28 protein-coding genes, 1 other RNA gene and 1 pseudogene are annotated in these 23,918 nt (G+C 51.0%); 21 read left to right on the top strand and 9 right to left on the bottom strand.

Going from position 1 to position 23,918, the window contains the following annotated elements; all coding sequences use genetic code 11:
• Positions 1-585: 585 nt before the first annotated feature.
• Both MRS74_RS00785 and MRS74_RS00780 read right to left on the bottom strand, forming a co-directional pair.
• A complete protein-coding gene (locus tag MRS74_RS00785; protein ID WP_254578362.1) occupies positions 586-1,053 on the bottom strand; it encodes a GNAT family N-acetyltransferase in 468 nt (155 codons plus the stop codon).
• Positions 1,050-2,258: a hypothetical protein gene (locus MRS74_RS00780; RefSeq protein WP_254578361.1), complete on the bottom strand. Its 1,209-nt coding sequence runs from the start codon at positions 2,256-2,258 to the stop codon at positions 1,050-1,052. The genes MRS74_RS00785 and MRS74_RS00780 overlap by 4 nt, the downstream gene beginning before the upstream one ends.
• Positions 2,259-2,295: 37 nt before the next feature.
• Here MRS74_RS00780 and MRS74_RS00775 point away from each other — a divergent pair, with 37 nt between their 5' ends.
• Together MRS74_RS00775 and MRS74_RS00770 are read left to right on the top strand one after the other, a co-directional pair.
• Positions 2,296-2,712 (top strand): ASCH domain-containing protein, encoded by a 417-nt coding sequence (locus MRS74_RS00775; RefSeq protein WP_254578360.1) that lies wholly within the window; start codon positions 2,296-2,298, stop codon positions 2,710-2,712.
• The gene (locus MRS74_RS00770; protein WP_254578359.1) at positions 2,709-3,239 is read left to right on the top strand and encodes an ATP-binding protein; all 531 of its coding nucleotides are present in this window, start codon (positions 2,709-2,711) and stop codon (positions 3,237-3,239) included. The genes MRS74_RS00775 and MRS74_RS00770 overlap by 4 nt, the downstream gene beginning before the upstream one ends.
• 128 nt (positions 3,240-3,367) lie before the next feature.
• Here MRS74_RS00770 and MRS74_RS00765 read toward each other — a convergent pair whose 3' ends face one another.
• Entirely contained in the window at positions 3,368-3,730 is a 363-nt protein-coding gene (locus MRS74_RS00765; protein WP_254578358.1) for a hypothetical protein, read from the bottom strand.
• A 108-nt stretch (positions 3,731-3,838) separates the two neighbouring features.
• Entirely contained in the window at positions 3,839-4,375 is a 537-nt protein-coding gene (locus tag MRS74_RS00760; protein WP_254578357.1) for a hypothetical protein, read from the bottom strand.
• Positions 4,376-4,820: 445 nt separating this feature from the next.
• Between MRS74_RS00760 and MRS74_RS00755 the strand changes: the two genes are divergently transcribed.
• The 12 genes from MRS74_RS00755 to MRS74_RS00700 all read left to right on the top strand — a co-directional run bounded on the left by MRS74_RS00755 (position 4,821) and on the right by MRS74_RS00700 (position 13,239).
• Positions 4,821-5,027 (top strand): DNA-binding protein, encoded by a 207-nt coding sequence (locus tag MRS74_RS00755; RefSeq protein ID WP_254578356.1) that lies wholly within the window; start codon positions 4,821-4,823, stop codon positions 5,025-5,027.
• A gap of 21 nt (positions 5,028-5,048) precedes the next feature.
• The gene (locus tag MRS74_RS00750; protein ID WP_254578355.1) at positions 5,049-5,297 is read left to right on the top strand and encodes a hypothetical protein; all 249 of its coding nucleotides are present in this window, start codon (positions 5,049-5,051) and stop codon (positions 5,295-5,297) included.
• The gene (locus MRS74_RS00745) at positions 5,294-5,734 is read left to right on the top strand and encodes a hypothetical protein (RefSeq protein WP_254578354.1); all 441 of its coding nucleotides are present in this window, start codon (positions 5,294-5,296) and stop codon (positions 5,732-5,734) included. The genes MRS74_RS00750 and MRS74_RS00745 overlap by 4 nt, the downstream gene beginning before the upstream one ends.
• A 257-nt stretch (positions 5,735-5,991) precedes the next feature.
• Positions 5,992-6,225, top strand: a complete 234-nt coding sequence (locus tag MRS74_RS00740; protein ID WP_254578353.1) for a hypothetical protein — start codon at positions 5,992-5,994, stop codon at positions 6,223-6,225.
• 87 nt (positions 6,226-6,312) lie between these two features.
• Positions 6,313-6,483: a hypothetical protein gene (locus MRS74_RS00735; RefSeq protein WP_254578352.1), complete on the top strand. Its 171-nt coding sequence runs from the start codon at positions 6,313-6,315 to the stop codon at positions 6,481-6,483.
• Between the two features lie 558 nt (positions 6,484-7,041).
• Entirely contained in the window at positions 7,042-7,338 is a 297-nt protein-coding gene (locus MRS74_RS00730; protein WP_254578351.1) for a hypothetical protein, read from the top strand.
• 238 nt (positions 7,339-7,576) lie between these two features.
• On the top strand, positions 7,577-7,825 hold the full coding sequence (locus MRS74_RS00725) for a major capsid protein (protein ID WP_254578350.1): 249 nt from the start codon (positions 7,577-7,579) through the stop codon (positions 7,823-7,825).
• Between the two features lie 153 nt (positions 7,826-7,978).
• Positions 7,979-9,493, top strand: coding sequence for a hypothetical protein (locus tag MRS74_RS00720; RefSeq protein WP_254578349.1), 1,515 nt, complete (start codon positions 7,979-7,981; stop codon positions 9,491-9,493).
• 2 nt (positions 9,494-9,495) lie between these two features.
• On the top strand, positions 9,496-9,807 hold the full coding sequence (locus MRS74_RS00715; protein WP_254578348.1) for a DUF2523 family protein: 312 nt from the start codon (positions 9,496-9,498) through the stop codon (positions 9,805-9,807).
• Positions 9,804-10,826 (top strand): zonular occludens toxin domain-containing protein, encoded by a 1,023-nt coding sequence (locus MRS74_RS00710; protein ID WP_254578347.1) that lies wholly within the window; start codon positions 9,804-9,806, stop codon positions 10,824-10,826. Before MRS74_RS00715 ends, MRS74_RS00710 begins: the two co-directional genes overlap by 4 nt.
• A 146-nt stretch (positions 10,827-10,972) precedes the next feature.
• Positions 10,973-12,235 (top strand): phage replication initiation factor, encoded by a 1,263-nt coding sequence (locus tag MRS74_RS00705; RefSeq protein ID WP_254578346.1) that lies wholly within the window; start codon positions 10,973-10,975, stop codon positions 12,233-12,235.
• Positions 12,235-13,239: a phage integrase gene (locus tag MRS74_RS00700; RefSeq protein WP_254578345.1), complete on the top strand. Its 1,005-nt coding sequence runs from the start codon at positions 12,235-12,237 to the stop codon at positions 13,237-13,239. The genes MRS74_RS00705 and MRS74_RS00700 overlap by 1 nt, the downstream gene beginning before the upstream one ends.
• 67 nt (positions 13,240-13,306) lie before the next feature.
• Here MRS74_RS00700 and MRS74_RS00695 read toward each other — a convergent pair whose 3' ends face one another.
• Positions 13,307-13,813: a hypothetical protein gene (locus MRS74_RS00695; RefSeq protein ID WP_254578344.1), complete on the bottom strand. Its 507-nt coding sequence runs from the start codon at positions 13,811-13,813 to the stop codon at positions 13,307-13,309.
• Between the two features lie 256 nt (positions 13,814-14,069).
• On the opposite strand from MRS74_RS00695, the pseudogene tnpA reads away from it, so the two are divergent.
• Positions 14,070-14,505: pseudogene (tnpA, locus tag MRS74_RS00690) on the top strand (IS200/IS605 family transposase).
• A gap of 474 nt (positions 14,506-14,979) precedes the next feature.
• On the opposite strand, the gene ssrA reads toward tnpA, so the two are convergent.
• Positions 14,980-15,338, bottom strand: a transfer-messenger RNA (tmRNA) gene (ssrA, locus tag MRS74_RS00685).
• Between the two features lie 95 nt (positions 15,339-15,433).
• A complete protein-coding gene (smpB, locus tag MRS74_RS00680; protein WP_254578343.1) occupies positions 15,434-15,907 on the bottom strand; it encodes an SsrA-binding protein SmpB in 474 nt (157 codons plus the stop codon).
• 235 nt (positions 15,908-16,142) lie between these two features.
• Between smpB and MRS74_RS00675 the strand changes: the two genes are divergently transcribed.
• The 3 genes from MRS74_RS00675 to MRS74_RS00665 are packed head-to-tail and all read left to right on the top strand — an operon-like array spanning position 16,143 to position 18,283.
• Positions 16,143-17,507 (top strand): sodium-dependent transporter, encoded by a 1,365-nt coding sequence (locus MRS74_RS00675; protein ID WP_254578342.1) that lies wholly within the window; start codon positions 16,143-16,145, stop codon positions 17,505-17,507.
• 14 nt (positions 17,508-17,521) lie between these two features.
• On the top strand, positions 17,522-17,953 hold the full coding sequence (locus MRS74_RS00670; protein WP_254578341.1) for a type II toxin-antitoxin system RatA family toxin: 432 nt from the start codon (positions 17,522-17,524) through the stop codon (positions 17,951-17,953).
• Between the two features lie 18 nt (positions 17,954-17,971).
• Positions 17,972-18,283: an RnfH family protein gene (locus MRS74_RS00665; protein ID WP_254578340.1), complete on the top strand. Its 312-nt coding sequence runs from the start codon at positions 17,972-17,974 to the stop codon at positions 18,281-18,283.
• A gap of 66 nt (positions 18,284-18,349) precedes the next feature.
• Here MRS74_RS00665 and MRS74_RS00660 read toward each other — a convergent pair whose 3' ends face one another.
• Complete coding sequence (locus MRS74_RS00660) at positions 18,350-18,685, bottom strand: outer membrane protein assembly factor BamE (RefSeq protein ID WP_254578339.1); 336 nt, start codon at positions 18,683-18,685, stop codon at positions 18,350-18,352.
• 76 nt (positions 18,686-18,761) lie between these two features.
• On the opposite strand from MRS74_RS00660, the gene fur reads away from it, so the two are divergent.
• Positions 18,762-19,187 carry a ferric iron uptake transcriptional regulator gene (gene fur, locus MRS74_RS00655; protein WP_067377564.1) on the top strand — a complete coding sequence of 142 codons (426 nt, stop codon included), beginning with the start codon at positions 18,762-18,764 and terminating at the stop codon, positions 19,185-19,187.
• Positions 19,188-19,345: 158 nt separating this feature from the next.
• Here fur and recN read toward each other — a convergent pair whose 3' ends face one another.
• On the bottom strand, positions 19,346-21,013 hold the full coding sequence (gene recN, locus MRS74_RS00650) for a DNA repair protein RecN (RefSeq protein WP_254578338.1): 1,668 nt from the start codon (positions 21,011-21,013) through the stop codon (positions 19,346-19,348).
• A 185-nt stretch (positions 21,014-21,198) separates the two neighbouring features.
• Here recN and grpE point away from each other — a divergent pair, with 185 nt between their 5' ends.
• Together grpE and dnaK are read left to right on the top strand one after the other, a co-directional pair.
• Positions 21,199-21,771 carry a nucleotide exchange factor GrpE gene (gene grpE / locus MRS74_RS00645; protein ID WP_254578337.1) on the top strand — a complete coding sequence of 191 codons (573 nt, stop codon included), beginning with the start codon at positions 21,199-21,201 and terminating at the stop codon, positions 21,769-21,771.
• 119 nt (positions 21,772-21,890) lie between these two features.
• The gene (gene dnaK, locus MRS74_RS00640) at positions 21,891-23,813 is read left to right on the top strand and encodes a molecular chaperone DnaK (protein ID WP_254578336.1); all 1,923 of its coding nucleotides are present in this window, start codon (positions 21,891-21,893) and stop codon (positions 23,811-23,813) included.
• The last annotated feature ends 105 nt before the right edge of the window (positions 23,814-23,918 follow it).

The following is a 23,918-nucleotide window of genomic DNA, read 5'->3' as shown; positions in this document are numbered from 1 at the left end:
GACCCTCGCCGGGCCTTTTTAAAAATTGGGCCAACAAAAAAGGCTTCGTTTCGAAAGCCTTGTTTGTTCTTGCTGGGAGCGGAATTGCCTGGATCTACGATCCTCGTCCTTCGAGGTGCTGTCGCAGGCGGCAACGCTGTCTCGCACCCATAAAAATCCCAAAGAAAAAGGGGCTACCTTGCGGTAACCCCTTTCTCGTTGCATTTGGTGGAGGTGGCGGGTTTCGAACCCTCAACATCGTGTGATCGTTAGACCACTACGTACCGCAATGCCTTGATTTCAGACGGTTTCACGCTGCTGGCCTCCGTGGTTGTACCACTGTAAACCGCTACGTTTGCGACACTTTTGCGACACCCTGAGCGCGACACATTCATGTTCTATGGCTGCCATGTCTCGGACTATTGAGTCCGATAAGAGTTGATACGGGTTTACTTCTAGGCTGTTTTCAACCCCGAATCATTCAGTGTCAGTAGCTTAACAGTACGTTACTAATTGCTAAAGTTACGGGAGGCGTTTATAGAGAAATACAAATGAGAGGGTGGGTGAGAGGCGTAGTTAAAACGCCTCTTTTTAATTAAGTAGCGATTAGAGTGTGAAAAAGTACTCGGTGCTACTCGGTCGGTACAGGCCATCAATTGAATGAGAGACGCTGAAGCCCTTAGACATTAACAGTGGCGTTAGCTCACATTTTCTATCGTCCGAAACGGTAATGAAAGTATCATTCCGATCCAGCGTGGCTAGTGCTGCATCCATTAATTCGGTACCTATGTTCATATCGCGATAGGCAGGCTTCACAAAGAAAGTACAGATCTTACTTTCCTCGCGACGCAGTTTTAGGAGCGCTGCCCCCATGAGCTGATTGCCATCGTGAGCTATAACGACACTTCTTTCTCCCATCCGCATGTTGCGTCGGAAAGTGAAGTTTAGCCAAGCATCGAAACATGGATAAAGCGGGGCTACGTCTTGCAGCAGCGCTCTAAGTGCTGGGAACCCGATGTCTTGAGTGACTTCAAGTGAGAAGCTGGTCTTGGTGAGTATGTTAGTAGTAGTCATTGTTGCTCACCTCCGTGTTTAGGTTTGTCAAGCATCGTATTTGCGCTTTGTGCCTTGGATTGACCGTCCTCTGTGCCCCGAGGACCTCCCTCCCTGCTGCTTCGGGTGCTGTCTAAACTGCCAAGATTACCCCCCGTAGAGGGGGCTTCTTGTGTACCATCAGCAAGCTCGCAGGATTCTACCTCTTTATGCATAGAACTCCAAGTTAAATTTGTCAATAGCCCGGAGAAAATGCTTAGGGCAACTAACACTACTAGTATGACCAAAATATTCAAATTTGTAACATTTCTTCTGGTAAACTTCGCAAAAGCAGAAAAGTGATCTATATCTTCCTCTTTTTCCTTAGTTTTCCAGTGATATATTAACATCTGGCTTTGTTTCTTCTTTTTCTTCGAAGAGTCGTCTTGTTCTAAGTACTTATTCCATAGATCGTCTTCAAGAATTCTGCATCGACTGTACTGTGAATGAGACATTTTGTATTCAGAATTTGCTTCTCTTATTAAAAAGAAATGAATTCGAGATAAATGAGAGTGGTCATTTAGATTAGCGCGAATTTTCTCAGGTAAATTTCTGGTTTCATTAACCCTAAAGTCAACCATTTCTGTTTTTTCGAAATGATTAGTTATAAAGGAATCTTTTGCTTCGTATATTTGAGATATACTTCGATGCGCATCTGATTTCAAAATAACTCGGAATCTGAAATAATTGTCAAACTTTGTTTTTGTGTCGACTTTTGTTTCTATTTCGAATAAGTCTCGTGGGAATTTTAACAGGCAACCTTTTTCGTTTTCATGATTTGATCTTTCTAATGTGACGCCACCTAGCGAGTCAGATGCCAGTAAAATTTGAGTGAAGAATCTCAGCTGAGGACTCTCGGTGTCGGTGGTGAAGGAGAAATCATAAACTCCTTTTGTTTCTGTATGGCTCTCATGCTTGGCGGGCGAGTTAAATATAGCGGAAACAAGCACAAGGTTCTCACAAACCCTTTTTCCTAAGTCAGGTTTATAATCGATTTGGTCGATGTTGAAAGGCAAATAAAAGTTAATTGAATCAAATAGACCGGCTTCTGATATCTTTACGCCAATGTCTATATAATTTGTAAGTCCATTATTTAAGGACCAATAGTTGAAATGCAGCTCAACTTTGGTATTATTGTCCCCATCTGGACGCGGCTTTTCCAGCCAAAATCCCAAGCTCCTTGCCACCGCGGGTTACTCCTTGTCTTGATAAGGTTATTCGATAATGAGTGAAATTATTCTAAGTATCAAACCTTTTTATGCCGATAAGATATTTAGCGGGGCCAAAAAGATTGAGTTAAGAAAGAGGGTTGGTCGGTTGTTCTTCCCTGGGAATATTGTATATATTTACAGTTCTTCACCCGTCAAGGAAGTTACAGGTTTTGCGAGAATTAGTCAAGTTGAACGGTTAGCGGTTAGCGATATTCGTGATCGTTTTTTACATGATGCATGCATAGCTAAAAAGGACTTTGATAGCTATTATGAAGGTCATAAAGAGGGTGTTGCCGTTTGGTTGCGAGATATTGTTCATTTTAAAAATGGAGCTCCTCTTTCTATTTTGAGGTCGAGTGGTTTTAATCCACCGCAATCATACTGTTATTTATCGCCAACCGTTAAGAAGATATTGGGTGAGTATCTGTGAGAAAGGTAATAGGCGTTTTTGGCCTTTCTGGTGTTGGGAAGAGTTCTTTGGCAGAAAAAATTTGTGATGCAAGAAGCGACTTTGTATGTGTAAAGGCGTCAGAGATACTTAAGAATTACAATGGCACCATAGCTTTCGATGAGCTTACAGAAGATTCTGTTGCTAATAATCAGAGAGTTCTTGAATGTGGTTTTGAGATATATCGTCAGCTTAACTCTGAAAAAAATATAATAATTGAGCTGCATAATGTTATAGAGACGCCAAAGAAATTGGTTGATGTAAATATCAATGTCTTTGAGCGGCTTAGGTTGGATATGGCCTGCTTTTTATATTTAGAAGCTAAAGATTTGCTCTCAAATAGATTGCTAGATGATGAAAGAAAAAGGCCCATTGTATCTATCGGGGAATTAGATAAGCGTCAATATTATGCATTAGCTTACTTTGAAAAGTGCTTTTCGACTTTAGGTGTACCTTACTTCATAATAACTAACGACCATTATAATGGTTTTTTGAAAATTGTGGATTAGGTATGGTTTCTTATATTCTATGATATTCTGAAAGCCTAATACGCTAATGGTAGGATGAAAGGAAAGTTCATAGATGGTAATATGTATACTTTTATTGGAATCCAAAAATTATTTTATTTAGGTGGTTTTTAAGGGCAGTATTCGCGTATTTTATCTAGCCCTTTGATGGTGCCTTTATTTTTATAATCATGTCGCCAGAATTTACATTGTGGACTGTTGTACTGCTTGTAACGGTTTTCAGCAATTCTTTGTTCAGTTTGCTGTTTTCGTTGTTCAGCGGCTTCATGTTGTAGTGCTTTCGTAGCGTTTTCCAATGTCCGGGATACCATGTACAAATCGTAGCGGTGAAGTATTTCCTTCGTCATGACGATTAGTAGCACTGCTACCACTATACCAACTGTTATATGTCCCCAAAGTGGCGCATCGCTGTTGTAGTTCGAGCGGTATTTTGTGCGGTGGCGTATTTCATCATTATCAGGTTTTATATCCATACTTAGCACTCACTGTGGTTGTACTAGAAATTCCTTCGCCGCCTGGAAAATTTTATTGTGTGTTTACCGCCCTAAGTCTTATTCATTTTGTTAGTTTGATACTTACCATTAAAATTTGGCGCTTATTACAGCTCGTTCTATTCTGTTTAATGTACAGTATTCATTCATTTTTTGTTTGTGCTTTTCTGTTTGGTAAGATTTGTAATTTTCTGTCCAAAATCGGCAGTCATCGGATGTTAGTTTATTTCGCTTAGCTGTGGCTAATGCTTGTTTTTTTTGCTCAGCCAGCCGTGCTTTTTCTTCTTCTAATCTTTGAGTTTTACTTTGTTGGCGTTGTATTTCCATTTTTTGGCGCATGCGCTCAGCATTGATGTTTGCTTGTTTTACGGCTGAATTGCTTTGTTGTATGAAACTTTGAGTTTGTTGTTCTAGGAATTTTTGCAGCTGGTATAGTTGGTAACGATCGTACACTTCGCGGAAAATAAAAATTATGATAGCAGCCGCGAGTACTCCACCCATTACCTGGGCCCAAATTGGTAATGAATCAGAGCTGTAAACGGATTTTCGTTGTTGGTGGCTTCTAATTTCGATTGGCTCGGGTTTGATGTTCTCCCAGGATCTGTTTTCTTTGTCTTGCGGCTCCATACTCAGCCCTCCCTGTGGTTGTACCAGCGTTCCTTCACTGTCTGTGCAACTTCTATCCCGCGTTTACCGCCCCTGAGTCTGAGCTACTGATCTCGTCGAGCTCTGGACTGGTCTGTCCGATCTCAGGCGAGACTTTACCTGTGATGAGCCAAAGAGCGTATTGGGGGTAGAGCTTTGCAAGAGTTTCAGCTTCTTCTATGCCCATTCGTGCTCTACCGCGTTTCACGTTCTGCCAGCGTGCGTATTCTTTGCTGTGAGGTATGGCTAGTTCCTTGATGCTTGTTTGCTCAAGTAATAGCAAAGCTCTATCAGCCGCGCTACTTTCCATTGATAAATACCATATTTGTAACCTGTACAAACTATGACATGGTTTGTACTATGTGAATATGTACTCAGTACAAACATGAGTAGGCTTCTTCTAACAACGGATTATAGGGGCGCAACGATGGAACAACAACCGATGACTCCTGTAGCAACACCAACGCCGCCCCTGATGGCCTGGCGTGAGTTCGCGGACTGGATACGCATGGAGCAATCCATTGTTCGCGGCTGGATCGAAAAAGGGCTGCTCCCTACTGAGCGTATCGGGAAGCACCGCCTGGTAAACGTTTCGCTGCTCTCTAAGCAGCTCCTGGAGCGGGACTCGCTCTGATACGGCATGGAGATTAACGGCATGAAAAAGGACATGATTTCGATTTTCAAAGATGGCTGTTTGGCCGTCCCCCTTATGCGCCCGTCTGAGTACGCCCGTCACGTTGGCGTTACTCCTGCAGCAGTTGCAGGCCAGATGGATCGCGGCGAACTGCCTGTATTCACGCTGACACCGCCAGCACCAGGCAAACGCCCCACTCGATACATCAACCTCGTTGCGCTCTATGAGCTGTGCAAAGACCTGGCCGATGAGGGGAGGGTAGTCGCATGAACACTTCCGTTGTTTCACATAACCCGCAACTGGTTCTGCCTGGTTGCCCTGACCTTTCCCGCGTTACCGATGCCGAGCGGTTCGCCGCGATGGCATCCGAAGTCATGGCCCAGGCACTGCGCCTCAATGCGCAAGGCTGCAGGGTTGATTGCCAGACAAGCGGCTTTGGCCTGGCTGTTGATTTGGATATCTGGTGTCTGATCAAGGGTCCGGTGCCGGATCGTCCTTTATATGGCAACCATCGTGTGACCAGTTGCCCTATGGAAAGCTCTCCATATGAGCCTGATCGTTATATCCGTGAGTCCTACACAGCTAATCCGCGTCATCAGGATTCGTTCGGCAATGTGTTCGCCGCCCTTGAATCCATGCTCCAGGCATTGAACTACGTAGAGCAGAACATAGATGCCTTCCAGGTCGCTCTGGCACTGGAAGCATAGGGAGGTGATATGTCCAGGCGGTTTCCGTGTCGCTGCCGGTCTTGCAGATCGCGGCGAACATTAAGGAAGCGTCCAGAAGAGTACAGGCGTGAACCTGTTTGCAGTTGCGGTGGTTGTTATCAAGTCGATATCTATCGAATGAACAAAGAGCATAAACGGGTGCTGTGTTTCTGTGACGCATATTGGTTTCCACACCGGCATTCCGAGCAGTGCTGCCGATTTAGCAATCAAGCTGGATTAGCTAAAGGGTGAATAGCATGGAAAATAAAGCGATTCGATTAATTGGCTATGTAATTGAAGGCACAGGCGACGTGAAACTTGCTGCACGGGCTATTAAACACTGCAGCAACGCACTCTTACCGTCTGGATTCTCATTTGATTTTGAAGGTGTGAAAATTCGTTACTGGTTCCAGGACCATTACGACAACACACACCGCTTCGGCTCCCAAAATGGCTGGGCCTGCCCGCTTGGCCGGGGGCGTGTTGGCTAACCCCAACACGTTAATTCGCTGTACGGCAGGTATCCGCAACTACCCCGGCCCTATTCATGCCGTTAGGGCCGGTTAAGAATTCAGCTTTTGGCTTTATCGCTTTTGATGTTGGGGGTTTTAACAGGTGGTGATGTTACCCGCCCGTCATTGTCGTTAATCGCTGGCGATACCAGAGGCAAGGCTTTAGGTTTTCAAGAGCTTGAGCGTAGCGTCTCTTTAAAACCTAAAGAATTGTCTCATCGTCAGCATAAAGATTAACGTCACTGCCGGGCGGGTAAACCGCCCAGAGTTCGAGTTGGAGCGATCTTGCTTTTAGCAAACGGAGTGCGCAGGCATGAAGGATCGTTACCCGCAGGGCCAATAACGTAGTCTGTTATTGGTGAACGAAGTTCATAGAGCCTGGTTGCGCAGCAACATGCAGATCTTAGAATTACGGGACTTAATGACCATGAACAAACGACTTCGCCAGTGCGTTCATACAGCCGAAAATCTAGGCCTATGCCTGGTCTGCGGTCCCGATAATATCTGCACCTGCAACACCGTTTCTATTGCTCCGGCTCCGGCTCTGGCTTCCGAACCTGTTACCAAACAGAATTTTAATCCAACCCCTATTAATCAGGATCTTTTCGACATTGTTAAAAAACCCAAAATAACCAAAAAGCTCAACAGAACCCAAACCCTGTACGACATCAGCAATGGTGCAGTCGCTGTCTCCTACAGATCTTGTGACGCCTGTCTAGGCATTATCAAAATGCCGTTTCCTCGGAGGACTGTGAAGTGCCCGGGATGCGGAAACATAAACGTCGAGGTGAAACCATGAACATTACACTGACCGGCCAAGTCATCCAGGCCAAACGCTACAACATGGACGGCAACAAAGGCGCCGCCCTCTACATGACCCAAAAGTCTGACGGCACCAACGAAGACCTCGTCGGCCTTGAAATCATGAAACTGGCGGCGCCTTATGAAGTCGTTGAACAGCTGCGTGAACACCTGCCCTGCAACTGCGAAATCGTCGCACAACCCGTCCAGGGCGCCGGCCAGAAAATGTCCTTCAAGGTGCTCTCCATCAAGCCTGTCACATCGGGCAAACCAGCATCCAACGCGGCCTAAGCCATGTCCGTATTCATCACTTGCGACGGCACTGTCTCAGTAGGCAGTGAAGGAGAACCCATCTGCTCCGGCACCTGGGCCACAGTCGAAAGTGAAACCCTAATCCAGGGAAACCAAGCCTACACCGCTGCCGAATGGGAGTACGTGTGGGACAGCGTGATCTGGATATTCGTCGCCGCAGCAAGCTACATCGTCTTAATGCGGCTTATCCACAACATGAGTAGCGAGGTAACAACTCATGAATCGTAAACTTCTTGCGCTTCGTAAGCGCGCTGAGGCTGCACACGGCATTGCTCGTCGTGCAGTGGTTACAGGTGCCGTACTGCTTGCCGCTTCCGCCGGTCAGGCCTTCGCGGCGTTGGATACAGTCGCGTTCGATGCCGAAGTGGCGTCAGTGAAAACTGACATCGCTTACGTCGGTGCTGCCTTCCTGTTCGTTTCCATCGCAGTCGCTGTCTGGCTGTACCTGAAACGCGCAGCCCGCTAACGGCCACCGTTAACGCTCGGTTTCGGATAAGGGGGCGGAAACGTCCCCTTTTATATTGGAGGCAACAAAATGTCTATAGATCCTTACGGCCTGGTTGTTGTTGTCGGCTGCCTCTGCATGTACGCAATGATTCGAGTGATGTAAGGAGGCGTTATGCGCTATCTAAAACCTAACTTTTCTAATCACCCGCTCAATTATATATTTGCTTTGGCTGTAGGCTTTATCTTCTTCCTCCTGGCATCCTTCGCTAATGCGCATAATGATGTTTATATTCATCGTATTGTTCAGGCGCCTGAAGAAACTCAGCAGCAGACTATTAATCGTATGATTTCCGACTGTAGTAATACTGTTCGTCCAGGTTCTTTTGAAGGGTATGCTTATAAATCCAGCCAGGGGAACTGCGGCACTTCCATTAAGACCTGGGATAATGATGATGGTTATGACGCCTATCACAATTGGTTGTACAGAGAATATGGCACAGCTGAAACCACGTCCTGCGGAAATGCCTATTGTGATCATCGTATCGTTCATTATTGGCGTTTGTTCAGTACTGATAATTGCCCTGCAGGCATGGAGGATCTAGATGAAAACGGCGTTTGTGATGAACCGATAGAAGACTGTAACGAACTGCAGACTCTTGAACCGGATTCTTACCTTTATACGTCTGATAAATATTTTAACTATGGGTGTGACAATAGCTGCTTGTTGGTTGCGGATACGGCCACTTACTCAAAAGAAAACAACAGCTGGCTAGTATTCGCCAAATACACCGGCGAAAACTGCCCTGGTACTAACGGTTATAACGCTGACTCTGAATTTGTCGGTAACTTCAAAGACGTCTACCCGGAAGACCAGGAAATGCAGAATTGCTACAAACCGGATGGGACTTTCATGGGTCGCATCGGGATTGAAATGAATTGTCCGACCTATGTTAATTGCTGGAACGAAGACCGTACCATGGTAACCGCCGTTGCTCCTGATCCTAATTCCTGTCCTTCCGGTACGGAGTCAGATACATCTAGGGACGCGCAACAGGGGGCTGTGTCACAGACTCAAACTGAAACGGTAAATCCCGACGGCTCAACTGAGAGCGTCACAGAGACATCGACAGAGCAAACCGCCTTGGATGGTAGCAAGGGTTCCTCCAAAACTTACACCACCACTACCTGTGATCCTCAAAACAATTGCACGACTACAGAAACAACACAGGAGACTGGCAGCGTATGTGAGGGCGAAGACTGTTTCACCGATCCTGAGGTATCTGATGTATTGAGCTGTTCTGATCAGTTTGAATGTACCGGTGATGTATTGCAGTGTGCTCAGCTCCAAATAAATTTTGAGCGTTCTTGCTCGTATATCTCTGATGAATCTATTCAGGAATGGATAGAGTCTGATGATTTTGGTGATCACGTGGCTGTTGGCACTGATGCCGATGGCCAGTTATCGGCGTTAAATGGTGGCACCATCGATGTTGCTGAATCCCTCGGTGTCCCTGACTGGATGGTTGATGATGGTGTCACGGCGGATTGTCCCCAGGTTATCTCCGGTTGGATTGAACTGGATATGGGGCCATTGTGCAGCTTCTTTTCTGCCATGCGTTACCCCGTTTTATTCTTTAACGGATTCGCAATCATGATGTTCATACGTAGAGCAACCCTGGAGACTTAATCATGCCATTACCTGTATTAGCTGCAGCCGGAATTTGGGCTTTTATCTCCTCGATTATCACGCCCATTGTCAAAGCCATCATTGTTTCGCTGGGGGTATCTCTTGTGATTTTCGGAGGTCTTGAAATAGCGTTCGATCAGATCTACGCAAAACTGATGCTGAATGTTAATAACTTTCCGGCGGCTGGCCTGTATGTATTCAAGGCCGTGGGTTTTCAAACAGCCTTGAGTCAGTGGTTCGGTGCCATAGCGGGCGTCATGGTTTATAAATCGGTCACAGCCGGTCCTAAAATCATGTGGAAGAAACCCCTATGATCTTCTTATTCACAGGTGTACCTGGTGCAGGCAAAACCCTTAACGCCATCAAGTTCGTGGCTGAGGATGAGCAATTCAAGGATCGCCCTGTTTTCTACTTCGGCATTCGTGAACTGACGCTACCCTGGCACGAACTGTCCCCGGACGACGTGAAAACCTGGTACGAACTGCCACACGGCTCAGTGGTGTTTATCGATGAATGTCAGAATGTATTTCCGCCGCGCAATGTTCGTGGTGAAGCGCCGCCGCACGTTTCCCATCTTAATACTCATCGTCATTATGGGATTGATATTGTCCTCATCACACAGCATTCCAGGCTCATTGATACGTCTGTTCGTCCGCTTGTTGGTCAGCATCAGCACTACGAACGTAAGTATGGCTGGACTCGGGTAAAGCGAATTATCTTCGAGAAGTGCCAGGACAACACCGATAGCAAAGCCGCCCGCGAGTTTGCGCAGATCAAGCAAGTCAGCTTCGATAAGAAGTACTTCGGCATCTATAAGTCTGCTGAGGTGCATACGCACAAGGCCCGAGTACCGTTGAAGCTGGTACTCATTTTTCTGTTTCTGGGAGTCCTGCTTCCAGGCTTTCTATACAAGGCATATGGCCACCTGAGTTCCAGGGGCGAGGTGGAAGAAACCAGCACCGAACCTCAATCCGCAACCGGTCGCCTGGACCTGAAAGAAAAGCCTGTTCAGTCCAACCAGAAGTCAGCGGATGAAATCGCCAAGCTTCCGCTCGATCCAGCTGAGTACATGAAGCTCTACCGCCCGCGGATCGCTGGCATACCGTCCACCGCGCCTATCTATGACGAACTCATGATGCCGGTGGAAGCGCCCAAAACCTACTGTGTCAGCTGGCGCAAAGAAGAGATCGACCATTGCCAGTGCTACACCCAGCAAATCACCAAAATAAACATGAGCTTCTCCGCCTGCAAGAACATCGTCAACCACCGCATGTGGGACCCAACCCTTAAAACAGCGACGTACAGCTCGGAGGGCAGCCCTATCGACGGGTAACGCGCCGCGCCGCAGCGCAGGAACGAGCACGCCAGCGGCGCATTACCCGGGCGCACAACGCGCCAGCAGACGGCCATGTAGCACGTCTCAAATAAATACATCGTTATTCACTGACAACCATATACAGCTCAGATTGGGGGCAGCCAATGAGTAAGCAACATCTTCCACGGTACAACGGTAATTTTGAACTGGATCAGAAGGGGAAAACTTTCGTTATGCCTTCGGGTGAACTCTCTTCCTTTGATGATCTGGTGATCCTGGACACCTCAATCGACACAGTGAGACAGCTGTACAAGGGCACTCCGGACGAAGCTTTATTGAATGACCTCTCTGAGCGCCTGGAAGACTCACCAGGAAAAGCCCAATACCACTGGTTCGGCAGACCCTGGCTGTTGAGAAGGGGCGGTAAGTCTGGATTTGCCTACCTGCTGCAGAACGTCTCTGATGGTCTGGTCGTCCTGATCAAGAACAACCACATCAAAGCCGACCAGGAAGGCTCCCACGTCAAAATCGAGCTATCGCCTAAAGTCATCCGGGACCAGTACCCGGAATCCCTGCAAATCATGATGGACGATATCGCCCGTGAAGCCTGCACCGATGAGCCCACACCTAACGGCTGTGCAATCCACCTGGCCTGCGATCTCCAGGGCTGGACACCTCCGGCAAACCTGGCTGAATCCCTCACCTGTCGCTCTCACAAGGTGTATGACCGTAACGGCTTCTCTGACCTCTCTGTCACCACCGGCGAAGTCGCTGCCATCTATGGTCGTGGCCAGTCCTACACCTTCGGGTCTGCCTCATCCCTGCAGTTCGCGATCTATAACAAGTCCAAAGAGATCTACGCCCACGATAAGGCAGACTTCTTCCTGCCCATCTGGCGCGAAAAAGTAGCCGAAGACCTGACCACCAAGCTTTATAACGAGGACGCCCCTGTATGGCGCTGTGAGGCCCGTTTCAGTCATACCGTGATCAATCAGTTTGCAGACTACAACCAGGTCAACCTGAAGAGCTTCGAGGCCGTTACAGCGTACCTGGGCAACATCTGGCGCTATGCCCTGCAGAACTTCCGTCTCGACTGCTCCAGGGACTACGTACATCCACTGTGGACCCTGCTCGAACAGGACGCCGAGTTCTACCCACCGTCCCCAAGCTTCACGGAGAAACGCATGTACAAGAGACCCGGTATCGGTAACGAAAAGAACGTCGCCCTGGCACTCGGCAACCTGCTGTCGATCTACGCCAGGAACAACATCAGCGCAAGACAGGCCTGGAAATGCCTCAAAAAGTCCGGCATGTGGGCTGATCTCATGGGCTACTGCAAGCAGCGCAAGGTCAGCAAAGACGAACTGTTCGAGGTCATCGAGCAGGGATTAAAGGAGCGACGACTAGCGAGTAAGGTAGCGGCCTGATGGGTATAAAGAGGACAGCAACGGGTCGCTGGCGTGTCGATGTAGAGTTGTCGCGTGGTAATCGTCTACGTAGAACCTTCGATAACAAAGTCGATGCCCGGCAATTCCAATTGGCTGTGCTCAACAAGAGGCAGGTCAAGGACTCGGACTGGTTGCCTAAACGCGCTGATAAGCGACGCCTCTTGGAGTTGGTGCAGCTCTGGTTTGATATGCATGGGCATACATTGCGCGATGGTGAACGGCGCTTTCGGGCTCTGCAGCGCCTGGCTGCTCGGCTCGGTGATCCGATTGCGAAAGGCATTGATGCTAGTCGGTATGCTCGTGATCGTCGGCAGCGCTCTGCAGCTGGTATTTCCGATAAAACACTTAACAACGAGCTGTCCTACGTTCGGGCTGTGTTTAACGAGCTACGCTCGCTGGGCGAGGTGACTTACCCGAATCCGCTCGCCAACATTAAACCTATCAGGCTCCAGGAACATGAACTCTCCTGGCTGACGAAAGAACAGATCGATGAACTGCTGACTGCGGTCAGTAATCGTGGAGCTGGGGCCAATCCTCACCTGGAAATGATAGTCCTGGTCTGCCTTGCTACTGGTGCCCGCTGGTCAGAAGCGGAAAGGCTGGGGTCTAGCTCGGTGCGCAACGGGGCCGTGACGTTCAGCAATACGAAATCGGGGAAAGTCAGGACAGTACCGATTGACCAGGCGTTGATAGATAGGCTGCTCGATCACTGGCGCTTGGTGGGGCCGTTTACCAGCTCGATAGGTGCATTTCGCCGCGCTATTGCAAAAACATCGATCCAGCTGCCGAAAGGTCAGGCCAGTCATGTACTCCGGCACACCTTCGCGTCGCACTTTATGATGAACGGAGGCAACATTCTTACGCTGCAGCGGATTCTGGGGCACTCGTCGGTAAAGGTAACGATGAGGTATGCACACCTCGCACCCGAGCACTTGCAGGATGCGGTCAAGCTGAATCCTGTCTACAGTCTATTTAAGTGCTAGAAGCTATTAATAATAGTAAAAAAGTGCTGAGTCTAACGTGATATGTCTCATATTATGAGTATGCTAGTTAGTTGCTGGATTTCTCAATGTTTTCCACATGGCAGCGGAAATTAATATGACCTTTTTTCAAAATATAAGCAAAGTACTGCTTGTATTTCTTTATATATAAAAGTTTTTTTCCATCAGATTCTTCAAATAGCCCTGTTGAAGATAGAAGGAAGTCAGATACACCGTTTCCGCATGTTGAATCAATTGTTTCTGTGTCATATAAGTTATACGAAATATTGTAAGATTTATAAAGTAATTTGGATTCGCCAGGTGCTAATGTATAAGTTTCGATATAATTACCTATGTTGTCCGAAAATCTAAATATAGCAAGAAGAGATTTTTGACAATTGTTTTTTATGTTGTGATACGTTTCATCATTGTCTAATGAGCTGCAAGAAATTGAATTTTTTATTTCGATATACTTAAGTTCATTGTGTGGATCAAATGTTTTTGCATGAATAGGAAGAGCTAATAGATTAACTAATATCATAATGGGAAATATAATATTATGTAAATGTATACCCATGTTATTTTTATATCCTATCAAGTTTTCATCGTGTGAAAAATCATTGTAGCACTTCTAGGACTTAAACGGCATAGAGGCATGATAGTGAGCAATGAGTGGACTTGCACTCGTATAGCGTTCAACCATGAGTGTCGCACTAGTTATCTGAATTAACGAGGGGTAAATCCCCGACTATGCCAGGGTGAGTCGCATATGTTTTACCGAGTCTACGGTCTATGTACCTTCGTTTTCGACCAAGAAAGCAGAAGGTAGCACTGTGCGAGACCATGAAAGGTTCGCGTATACGCGCTGGGGTTTTAAGTACCACTTGGTGTTCATCCCGAAGAAGAGGCGGAAGATGATTTATGGGAGAGCTTCTCCGATGCATGGGAGAAATATTCCATGAACTTGCAGGATGCAAGGGCGTAAAAATTGTTGAGGGAAATTTTGTGCCGGATCACATTTACATATGTATCAGTATTCCGCCTAAGTACTCGATATCAAAGGTGGTTGGTTACCTGTAGCGCAAAAGTTCGATAGCCATCGCGATGCAGTTTAAAGGCCGGCAACGTAATTTCAATGGTAATAATTTTTGGGCAAGAGGCTACTTCGTATCGACGGTTGGCCTAGATGAAGCAATGGTTCGCGAGTACATCCGTAATCAGAAGAAAATGGATGAACATCGGGATCAACTGAGGCTAGGGATGATGTAGCGTCCTTGGACGCAATTGATAGTCATTTGAGGGCGCCCCCTGATAAGTCTCAGACTTTTCCGGAGGTCATTTAATTTCTGCGAGCCTATTGATGTCGCTCAAGCCTGTCAAAGTATAGTAGGCATGAACTGCTTTGGTTACCGGCATAGCGAGCAGATCAATTTTTGACAGAGCTCGGCAATCGCTACTGAGCCTGATCTAATCCGCACTTTGACGATGTTGTGGGAGCCTGCCTTGGTAACAGCGCCCGTTGGCTGGAGCCTGAGAGGTTAGTGTTGGGTGCTATACGTCATGGCTTCGGGCACTCGTCGGTAGAGGTACAATGTGATACGCAAACCTGTCACTGGAGCATCGGAGGGGCGCTATCAATCTTGGTCTAGTGCGCTTCGGTGACACATTGGTGACACCTTGAAGGATTTTTTCGGGCTAGAATAGAAAAAGGCCTGTAAAAACAGGCCTTTATCGACGGGCATTTGGTGGAGGTGGCGGGTTTCGAACCCGCGTCCGCCAATCCTCTGCCTTAAGATCTACATGCTTAGGCTTCTCGATTAGATTAACCCGTCGCGACCCGAGAGCCAGGGTGCTGTGGGCGAGCCTCTTTAGTTTTAACCGTTCAGCTTGAGACAAAGCATCCGGGCGATTCTGTCTCCAATGACACCGCAAAACCTCTGAGTTACAGACACCTTAGAGAGCGGCGCTAGCGGCCTTAAGCTGCTAGAGCGTAGTTATCGTCGTTAGCAACTATAACTGTGTAGTGACGGATTTACGAGATTCACTACGAACTCGACATGCACCCAAGGGTTCGTAATCAGCGTCGAAGCCAAGTCACCCCCGTAGATGCCGCCAGTATACATTTTTTTGTTGCGGCAATGGAATCTTTTTGCGGCCTGTGGGGAGAGAAAATCGCTGGCGGGGCCTGCGGGGCGGCTTAGTGTGCCGCCAGACCGCGCTGCTTCTCGCGTTCGCCTTCGCGTTCTTTCTCGCTGGCGCGCTTGTCGTGCAGCTTCTTGCCTTTTACGAGAGCGATTTCGCATTTGACCCGGCCGCCTTTCCAGTACATGGCAAGCGCCACGCAGGTGTGGCCCTTGGCCTGGGTTGCTACCTGCAGCTTGTCGATCTGGCGACGGTGCAGCAGCAGTTTGCGATCACGCCTGGGGTCTGCAACCACATGGGTACAGGCGCTAATAAGCGGGGTGAAGTGAGCGCCCACGAGCCATGCCTCATCGTTCTTGAGGATGACGTAGGAGTCGATCAGTTGAGCGCGACCCTCGCGCAAGCTCTTGACTTCCCAACCGGTGAGAGCGACACCTGCTTCGAATTTTTCTTCGATGCTGTATTCGTGCCGTGCCTTTTTGTTGAGACAGATTGTCGAGCTGGTGTTCTTGGATTTCTTGGTTGCCATGGTGGGCGATTATATCGATGCACTGTCGGGGTGGAAAGCTGTGCGTTGTGTTTCGCCGCCACTCAACGCAAAAAAACAGCCGGAGCGGGGTAAAACGGTTGCCTGAGTCCGGCAAAATAGGAAGAATGCCCCGTTTTGCGTTGCGAAGTTCGAATGCAGGCATCGCTCTGGTGCTTCATTTATATGCAGCTGCATTCACAGGCAACGCGGTTTGATAGCTTTTACAGAGGCAAGTATGCAGGAACGGCACTCGATACATGGTACCTGGGCCAACCGCTGGATCTTTATTCTGGCAGCGACCGGCTCGGCCGTCGGTTTGGGCAATATCTGGAAATTCCCCTATATCACCGGGGAGAATGGCGGCGGTGCTTTTGTACTGGTGTATCTGGTCTGCATCCTGCTGGTTGGCGTACCCATCATGATGGGTGAAGCGCTGATCGGTCGCCGCGGGCGCTGTAACCCCGTCAATGCGATGAAGGTCACCGCCAGCGAGTCGGATCTTTCAACTGGCTGGCAGGCCATTGGCTGGATGGCGGCCCTGGCGGGTTTCCTGATCTTCAGCTTCTACTCGGTGGTGGCCGGCTGGGTGCTGAACTATATAGCCGGCATGGTGCGCGGAGACTATATCGATATGGGGCGGGATCAGGCCGCGGCCCAGTTTGAACAGCTGCTGGCCGATCCCAAACTGATGCTGGCCTGGCACTCTGTATTTGTGGTGCTGGTGATGCTGGTCGTGGTCGGTGGCGTCAACAAGGGGCTTGAGCGGGCTACCCGTATCATGATGCCCTCGCTCTTTGCCTTGCTGGCGCTACTGCTGGGTTATTCCTTCACGACCGGGCATTTCACTCAAGGTCTGGAATTTCTGTTTCGCTTCGCGCCTGAGGACCTGACCTGGGACAGCGTGCTGGTGGCGCTGGGGCACTCGTTCTTTACTCTGTCGCTCGGGATGGGGGCTATTTTGGCCTACGGCTCCTATATGCCCAAGCAGGCATCGATCGGCGGCACTGTTATGACGATTGCCTTTCTGGATACCCTGGTCGCGCTCGCGGCGGGCATGGCGATCTTTCCTATCGTGTTTGCCAACGAGCTGGATCCCGGTGCCGGCCCTGGCCTGATGTTCATCACCCTGCCGGTCGCCTTTGGGCAGATGCCGGGCGGTCAGCTGTTTGGCTTCCTGTTCTTCCTGCTGGTGGGTGTTGCCGCCTGGACTTCGGCGATTTCGCTGATGGAGCCGGCAACGGCCTGGCTGGTTGAGCGGCTTAAGCTGGAACGCCTGCCAGCCTGTCTTATCCTGGGCGCCGCGGGCTGGGCGATGGGGATTTTAAGCCTTGGGTCCTTCAATGTGCTGGCGGACTTCAAGCTTCTGGGTATGACCACCTTCGATTTTCTCGACTTCGTGACGGCTAATATCATGTTGCCGCTCGGCGGGCTCTTCCTGGCGATCTATGTGGGCTGGTTTATGCGCCGCAGTGCCATCATGGATGAGCTGGCGATGAAAAAACGATTGCACTTCAATCTGTGGTACGGCGTGGTGCGCTTAGTGGCGCCGGTTGCGGTGGCGATCATATTCGCGCTTAATCTGTACCAGAAACTGGCCTGAAGGACGCTTATCCGATGACCCGTGTCGAACGCAGCGCCCTTGTGCTGCATACAGTCGAGCAAATGTTTGATCTCATCAATGATGTGGATGCTTACCCGCAGTTTCTGCCCTGGTGTGCCTCTACTGAGCTGATCAGGTCATCGGAGGCTGAGCTGGTGGCGACGTTGCACCTGGCGAAGGCCGGGCTGAAGTACAGCTTTACGACGCGCAACCGGCTTGAACGCCCGGGTAAAATGACCATCGAACTGGTGGAAGGGCCTTTTGCATCGCTCAGTGGTGTCTGGACCTTCACGCGGCTCAGTGATGAGGCGTGCAAGGTGCATCTTGACCTGAGCTTCGATTTTGGCGGAAAGCTAACCGGCATGGCCATGTCCAGGGTGTTCAACCAGGTGGCGACGACCCTGGTTGAGGCTTTTGTGAACAGGGCTGACAAGGTGTACGGCTAATTAAAGGACATAACACAGATGATTACAGTCGAGGTTGCCTTTGCGCTACCCAAGGAACAGAAAATCATATCGCTGCAGGTGGAGGATGACTGCACGGCCCATGATGCGGTGATCAAGTCCGGCATCGTGGCATTGTTCCCGGAGATAGATCCCGATCGCACGCCCATGGGCGTTTTTGGCAAGGCGATTCGCAGTCCCCAGGAGTATGTGATGCGCGATGGCGATCGGGTGGAGATATACCGGCCGCTGATTGCCGATCCCAAGGAAGCCCGTGCCAAACGTGCCGCAAAAATGAAAGCCCAAAAGGCGGTCGGGAAGGATCAAGCCTGAAGCGGTTTTGTGCAAAGCGGGAAGCGGTAACTCGGCAGCGACGGATGCGCTGCCGTAAGCAGGTCGTTACTGGGTGGCAACGGGGCGGTAGTCGCCACTGATGCGGCTCAGCTGGTCGCCGCTGAAGTACAGAGAGACACCTTCCTGGGTCCGGGCTTCTCCACCCTTTTCCATGCTGTAGATGTAGTCCCAGCGATCCGGGCTGAAGGTATCGGTGATCAGTGGGGTGCCCATAACAAAACGGACCTGATTTCGGGTCATGCCGGGCTTAAGCTGATTGACCATTTCCTGTGTAACGACGTTGCCCTGCGGGATATCAATCTTGTGGACGCCGGGGAACTCGGCGCAGCCGCTGATCAAAATGCTGGCGGTGATGCCGATAAGAAATTTCCGTATCTGCATTAAACTTCCACTATGGTGCATAAACAAAGATAATGGAGTCTAACATTCCAAATCGCGAACAGCATAGAGAAAGATTATGGCGCTTGAAAATCAGGAACTGCGTAAGGCAGGACTGAAAGTCACCCTGCCCAGGGTCAAGATCTACCAGATTCTGGAGCGTGCCGGTGAGGGAGATCACTTTAGCGCCGAAGATATATACAAGTTGTTGATTGAGCAGGGAGAAGACGTTGGCCTGGCAACGGTTTACCGGGTTCTGACGCAGTTTGAAACGGCCGGTCTTGTGTCGCGTCATCACTTCGAGGGCGGGCATTCTGTGTTCGAACTGGCCAGTGATCAGCAGCACGATCATGTGGTCTGCGTACGTTGTGGCAAGGTGCGTGAATTTACCGATCCTGAGCTGGTACGGCGTCAGAATGCGATTGCAGAAGAGTTGGGTTTTCGCCTGACCGACCGCACATTGTATCTGTATGGTCTGTGCAAGGATGGTTGCGAAAAACGCTAACCGCGTTTGACGCAGGCTTGCGGTGGAGGCTGCTGCCCGTGGCAAGGCCACCAGTCGTGGTCATTTCATATCGTTATAAACGTGGCCAAAAGAGTCAGCTGAACGCGCAGTTACAAAAAAAGCCGGTGAAAACCGGCTTTTTTTGCGTCTGCAGGTGCTTAACCGAAGCCGAGCATTTCACGGGCATGGGCGACGGAACGCTCGGTAATGTCGATGCCGCCAAGCATGCGAGCCACTTCCTGTACGCGGTCGCTGTTGTCCAGGTTGCGAATGCGCGTGTGGGTATGCACATCGCCGGCAATCTTGCTGACGAACAGGTGCTGGTGCCCCTGGGAGGCGACCTGTGGCTGGTGGGTTACGCAGAGGATCTGGGCGCGTTCGCCGAGCTGGCGCAGCATGCGGCCGACGACTTCGGCTATGGCGCCGCCGATGCCGACATCGACTTCGTCGAATATCAGGGTGGGCGTGGCGGATGTCTGCGCCGTGATGACCTGAATCGCCAGGCTGATACGGGACAGTTCGCCGCCTGATGCGACCTTGCCAAGCGGACGGGCGGGCTGGCCACGGTTGGCGCTGATCAGGAACTCCACCTCTTCCAGCCCCTGTGGCCCCTGGCGTTCCTGCGGCAAGGGGCTGAGGCAGACTTCAAACCGGGCGTCATTCATGCCCAGCTCATGCAGTTGTGCATCCACGGCCTTGCCGAGCTGGCGTGCCGCCTTTTGGCGGCCGCGACTCAGGCGTGCAGCAGCCTTGCTGTAGGAGTCCCGGGCTGCGGTGACTGCCTGGGCAAGCAGGTCGAGTTCCTCATCGGAGCGGCTCAGGGAGCTGAGCTCCTGCTTCAGTTCGCTGTGAAATCTCACCAGGTCTTCGGGTTTAATGCGGTGCTTGCGCGCGATTTCATAAATGCTGGAGAGGCGCTCTTCAACTTCCTGATGGCGCTGCGGATTGACCTCGACGCGATCCAGGTAATGGCGAATCTCCTGGCTGGCTTCCTCGATCTGTATCTGTGCGCTGCCGAGCATTTCTGCGGCCTGCTGCAGGGCCGGCGACTGAACGTCGAGCGAGTGCAGCAGCTGTTCGCAGTGCGCCAGCAGGCTCAGGCAGTTGGCCTGTTCGGCGTCGGCGGTGAGTTCAAGCAATTGGTGCCCGGTGTGCAGAATGTCATCGGCGTTGGCCAGGGTTTTCTGTTCTTCTTCCAGCGCGCTGAGTTCGTTGTCCTGCAGGCCAAGCTGATCAAGCTCGTCGGTCTGGTAGCTGAGCAGCTGAATGCGGGCCGCCTGTTCGGCACTTTGTTCGGTCAGGCTGCTCAGTTCCTGATCCAGCCGGCGCCAGCGCAGGAAGGAGTCGCGTACCTGCTGGGCCTGTTTGCTCTGGCCGGCGTGTTCATCCAGCAGGGTACGATGGTAATCGCGCTTGAGCAGACGCTGGTGCTCATGCTGGCCGTGAATATCCACCAGATGATTCGCCAGAGTGCGGATGGCCGTGACCGGGCAGGGCTGACCGTTGATATAGGAACGCGAGCGCCCTTCTCGGGTGATTACACGGCGCAGTATGCAGTCGCCATCCTGGTCGAGATCCTGTTCCTGCAGCCAGGCGGTTGCATCGGGCAGGCCGCTGATATTAAAACTGGCGATGATCTCGGCGCGATCGGCGCCCGTGCGCACGACGCCTGTTTCGGCGCGATCGCCCAGGGCCAGGGCCAGGGCATCGAGCATGATGGACTTGCCGGCCCCGGTTTCACCGCTGACAACGGTCATGCCGGTGGCAAGTTCCAGGTCCAGGCTTTCGACAATGGCAAAGTTGCGGATCGTCAGCTGACTGAGCATGATGGTATTTTACCTGTGCATTTATACAGTACTTTTACTGTATAGGTCATTTCCATTGCCGTTGCAATCGTCGGGGCATCGCGTTGCAAATTTTTTCTGTGCTGGCGGTTGAATCACCGGCGAATAACCCCATATACAGCAGCAGTAATCTTTTCAAACATCTTTGCATTGAGGTGGTAGCAGGAATGGCAGAGCAAGAGAAAAATCCGGCGGATGAAATCCTGGAATCGCCGGTAGCCGAAGAGCAGCAGGCAGACGCAGCGACAGCGGATGCAGCAGAGCTGCCTGATGCACAAACCCTGGCTCAGGAACTCGAGACTGTCACCACTGAAATGGATGAGTTGCGCGATCAGCTGCTGCGCACCCAGGCCGACTTCATGAATGTTCGGCGTCGTGCCGAACAGGATGTGGAAAAGGCGCACAAGTTTGGTGTCGAGAAGTTTGCCAACGAAATGCTGCCGGTGCTGGATAGTCTGGAGCGTGCGGTTGACAGCTTCGACAAGGAAGACGCCGCAACCCAGGCCATTCGCGAAGGTGTCGAGCTTACGCTGGGCATGCTGGTGTCGGGTCTGAACAAGTTCAAGATCGAGTCTGTTGATCCGCAGGGTGCGGCTTTCGATCCGGCTCTGCATCAGGCCATGTCGCTGGTGGATGCGCCGGACACGGCGCCCAACACCGTAGTCGCGGTGGTGCAGAAGGGTTACACCCTCAACGGTCGCCTGTTGCGCCCGGCGATGGTCATGGTTTCGAAAAGTTAAGCAGAGACTTTAGGCCTGGCGCTTGAAACGGCGATATTCGGCCCTATATAGAACTGCAAGCAAGTTAATCGGATTTCGTGCCTTGCAATACAGGCACTGCAGAACTGGAGCAAAGACACATGGGTAAAATTATTGGCATCGACCTGGGAACCACCAACTCCTGTGTGGCGATCCTGGATGGCGACAAGACTCGCGTACTGGAAAACGCCGAAGGCGATCGCACCACGCCGTCCATCATCGCCTACAGCGAAGATGGCGAGATCCTGGTGGGACAGCCGGCCAAGCGCCAGGCAGTGACCAACCCGAAAAACACCCTGTTTGCCATCAAGCGCCTGATCGGCCGTCGTTTCAAAGACGATGTCGTGCAGAAAGACATCAAAATGGTGCCGTACTCTATTGTCGAAGCTGACAATGGCGACGCCTGGGTTGAGGTTAAAGGCAAGAAGATGGCTGCGCCCCAGGTGTCTGCCGAAATCCTGAAAAAAATGAAGAAGACCGCCGAGGACTACCTGGGTGAAGCGGTGACTGAAGCCGTTATCACGGTACCGGCCTACTTCAACGATGCACAGCGTCAGGCGACCAAGGATGCTGGCCGTATCGCCGGTCTGGACGTCAAGCGCATCATCAACGAGCCGACAGCCGCTGCACTGGCCTACGGCCTGGACAAGGGCAAGGGTGATCGCACCATTGCCGTATACGACCTGGGTGGTGGTACCTTTGACGTATCCATCATCGAAATCGCCGATGTTGATGGCGAGCACCAGTTCGAAGTACTGGCCACCAACGGTGATACTTTCCTCGGCGGTGAAGATTTCGACCTTAAGCTGATCAACTACCTGGCGGACGAATTCAAGAAAGAGTCCGGCATCGATCTGCACCATGATCCGCTGGCATTGCAGCGTCTGAAGGAAGCCGCCGAGAAAGCCAAGGTTGAGCTGTCCTCTGCCCAGCAGACCGACGTCAACCTGCCGTACATCACCGCCGATGCCACAGGTCCGAAGCACCTTAACGTCAAGGTGACCCGTTCCAAGCTGGAATCTCTGGTTGAAGATCTGGTCAAGCGCACGCTGGATCCGTGCCGTATCGCACTGAAAGATGCTGATCTGAGCGCGTCTGCAATTGATGAAATTATCCTGGTGGGCGGTCAGACCCGCATGCCGATGGTGCAGAAGTCCGTTGCCGAGTTCTTTGGCAAGGAACCGCGCAAGGATGTGAACCCCGATGAAGCTGTTGCCATTGGTGCTGCCATTCAGGGCGCCGTACTGTCCGGCGATGTTAAAGACGTACTGCTGCTGGACGTCACTCCGCTGACTCTGGGTATTGAAACCATGGGTGGCGTAGCGACAGGGCTGATCGAGAAAAACACCACTATCCCGACCAAGAAGTCTCAGGTGTTCTCTACCGCAGACGACAACCAGAACGCTGTAACCATTCACGTGGTGCAGGGCGAGCGCAAGCAGGCGGCGCAGAACAAGTCGCTGGGCCGTTTCGACCTGGCAGACATCCCGATGGCGCCCCGTGGCGTACCGCAGATCGAAGTCACCTTCGACCTGGATGCCAACGGTATCCTGAATGTGTCCGCCAAGGACAAGGCGACTGGCAAGCAGCAGTCCATCGTGATCAAGTCTTCTTCCGGCCTGTCGGATGACGAAATCGATCAGATGGTAGCGGACGCCGAGTCCCATGCCGATGAAGACCGCAAGTTCGAAGAACTGGCCCAGGCTCGCAACCAGGGTGACGCCATGGTTCACTCGGCGCGCAAGACGCTGACCGAAGCGGGCGACAAGGCGACTGCGGAAGAGAAAGAGCAGATCGAAAAAGCCATTTCCGAGCTGGAAGAAGCCCTCAAGGGTGACAGCAAGGAAGGCATCGATACCAAGGTCGCTACCCTGACTGAAGCTATCTCCGGTGTGGCGCAGAAGATGTATGCCGATGCCGCAGCGCAGGCGGAAGGCGAGCAGGCAGGTGAAGAGGCGTCCGGCAAGCCTGGCGAAGATGCTGTCGATGCAGAGTTTGAAGAGGTTAAAGACGACAAGAAGTAAGTCGTTGACCTGCTTTGCAATACTCTGAAATGTGGCAGCGCGGGCAATAGCCCGCGTTGTCGTGTCCGGCTCCCGGTGGAGCCAACCGCTGCAACATGACAGACC

The organism is Marinobacterium sedimentorum (assembly GCF_024267675.1).
Lineage (GTDB): Bacteria > Pseudomonadota > Gammaproteobacteria > Pseudomonadales > Balneatricaceae > Marinobacterium_A > Marinobacterium_A sedimentorum.
This window is presented reverse-complemented; position numbering and strand designations above follow the sequence as displayed.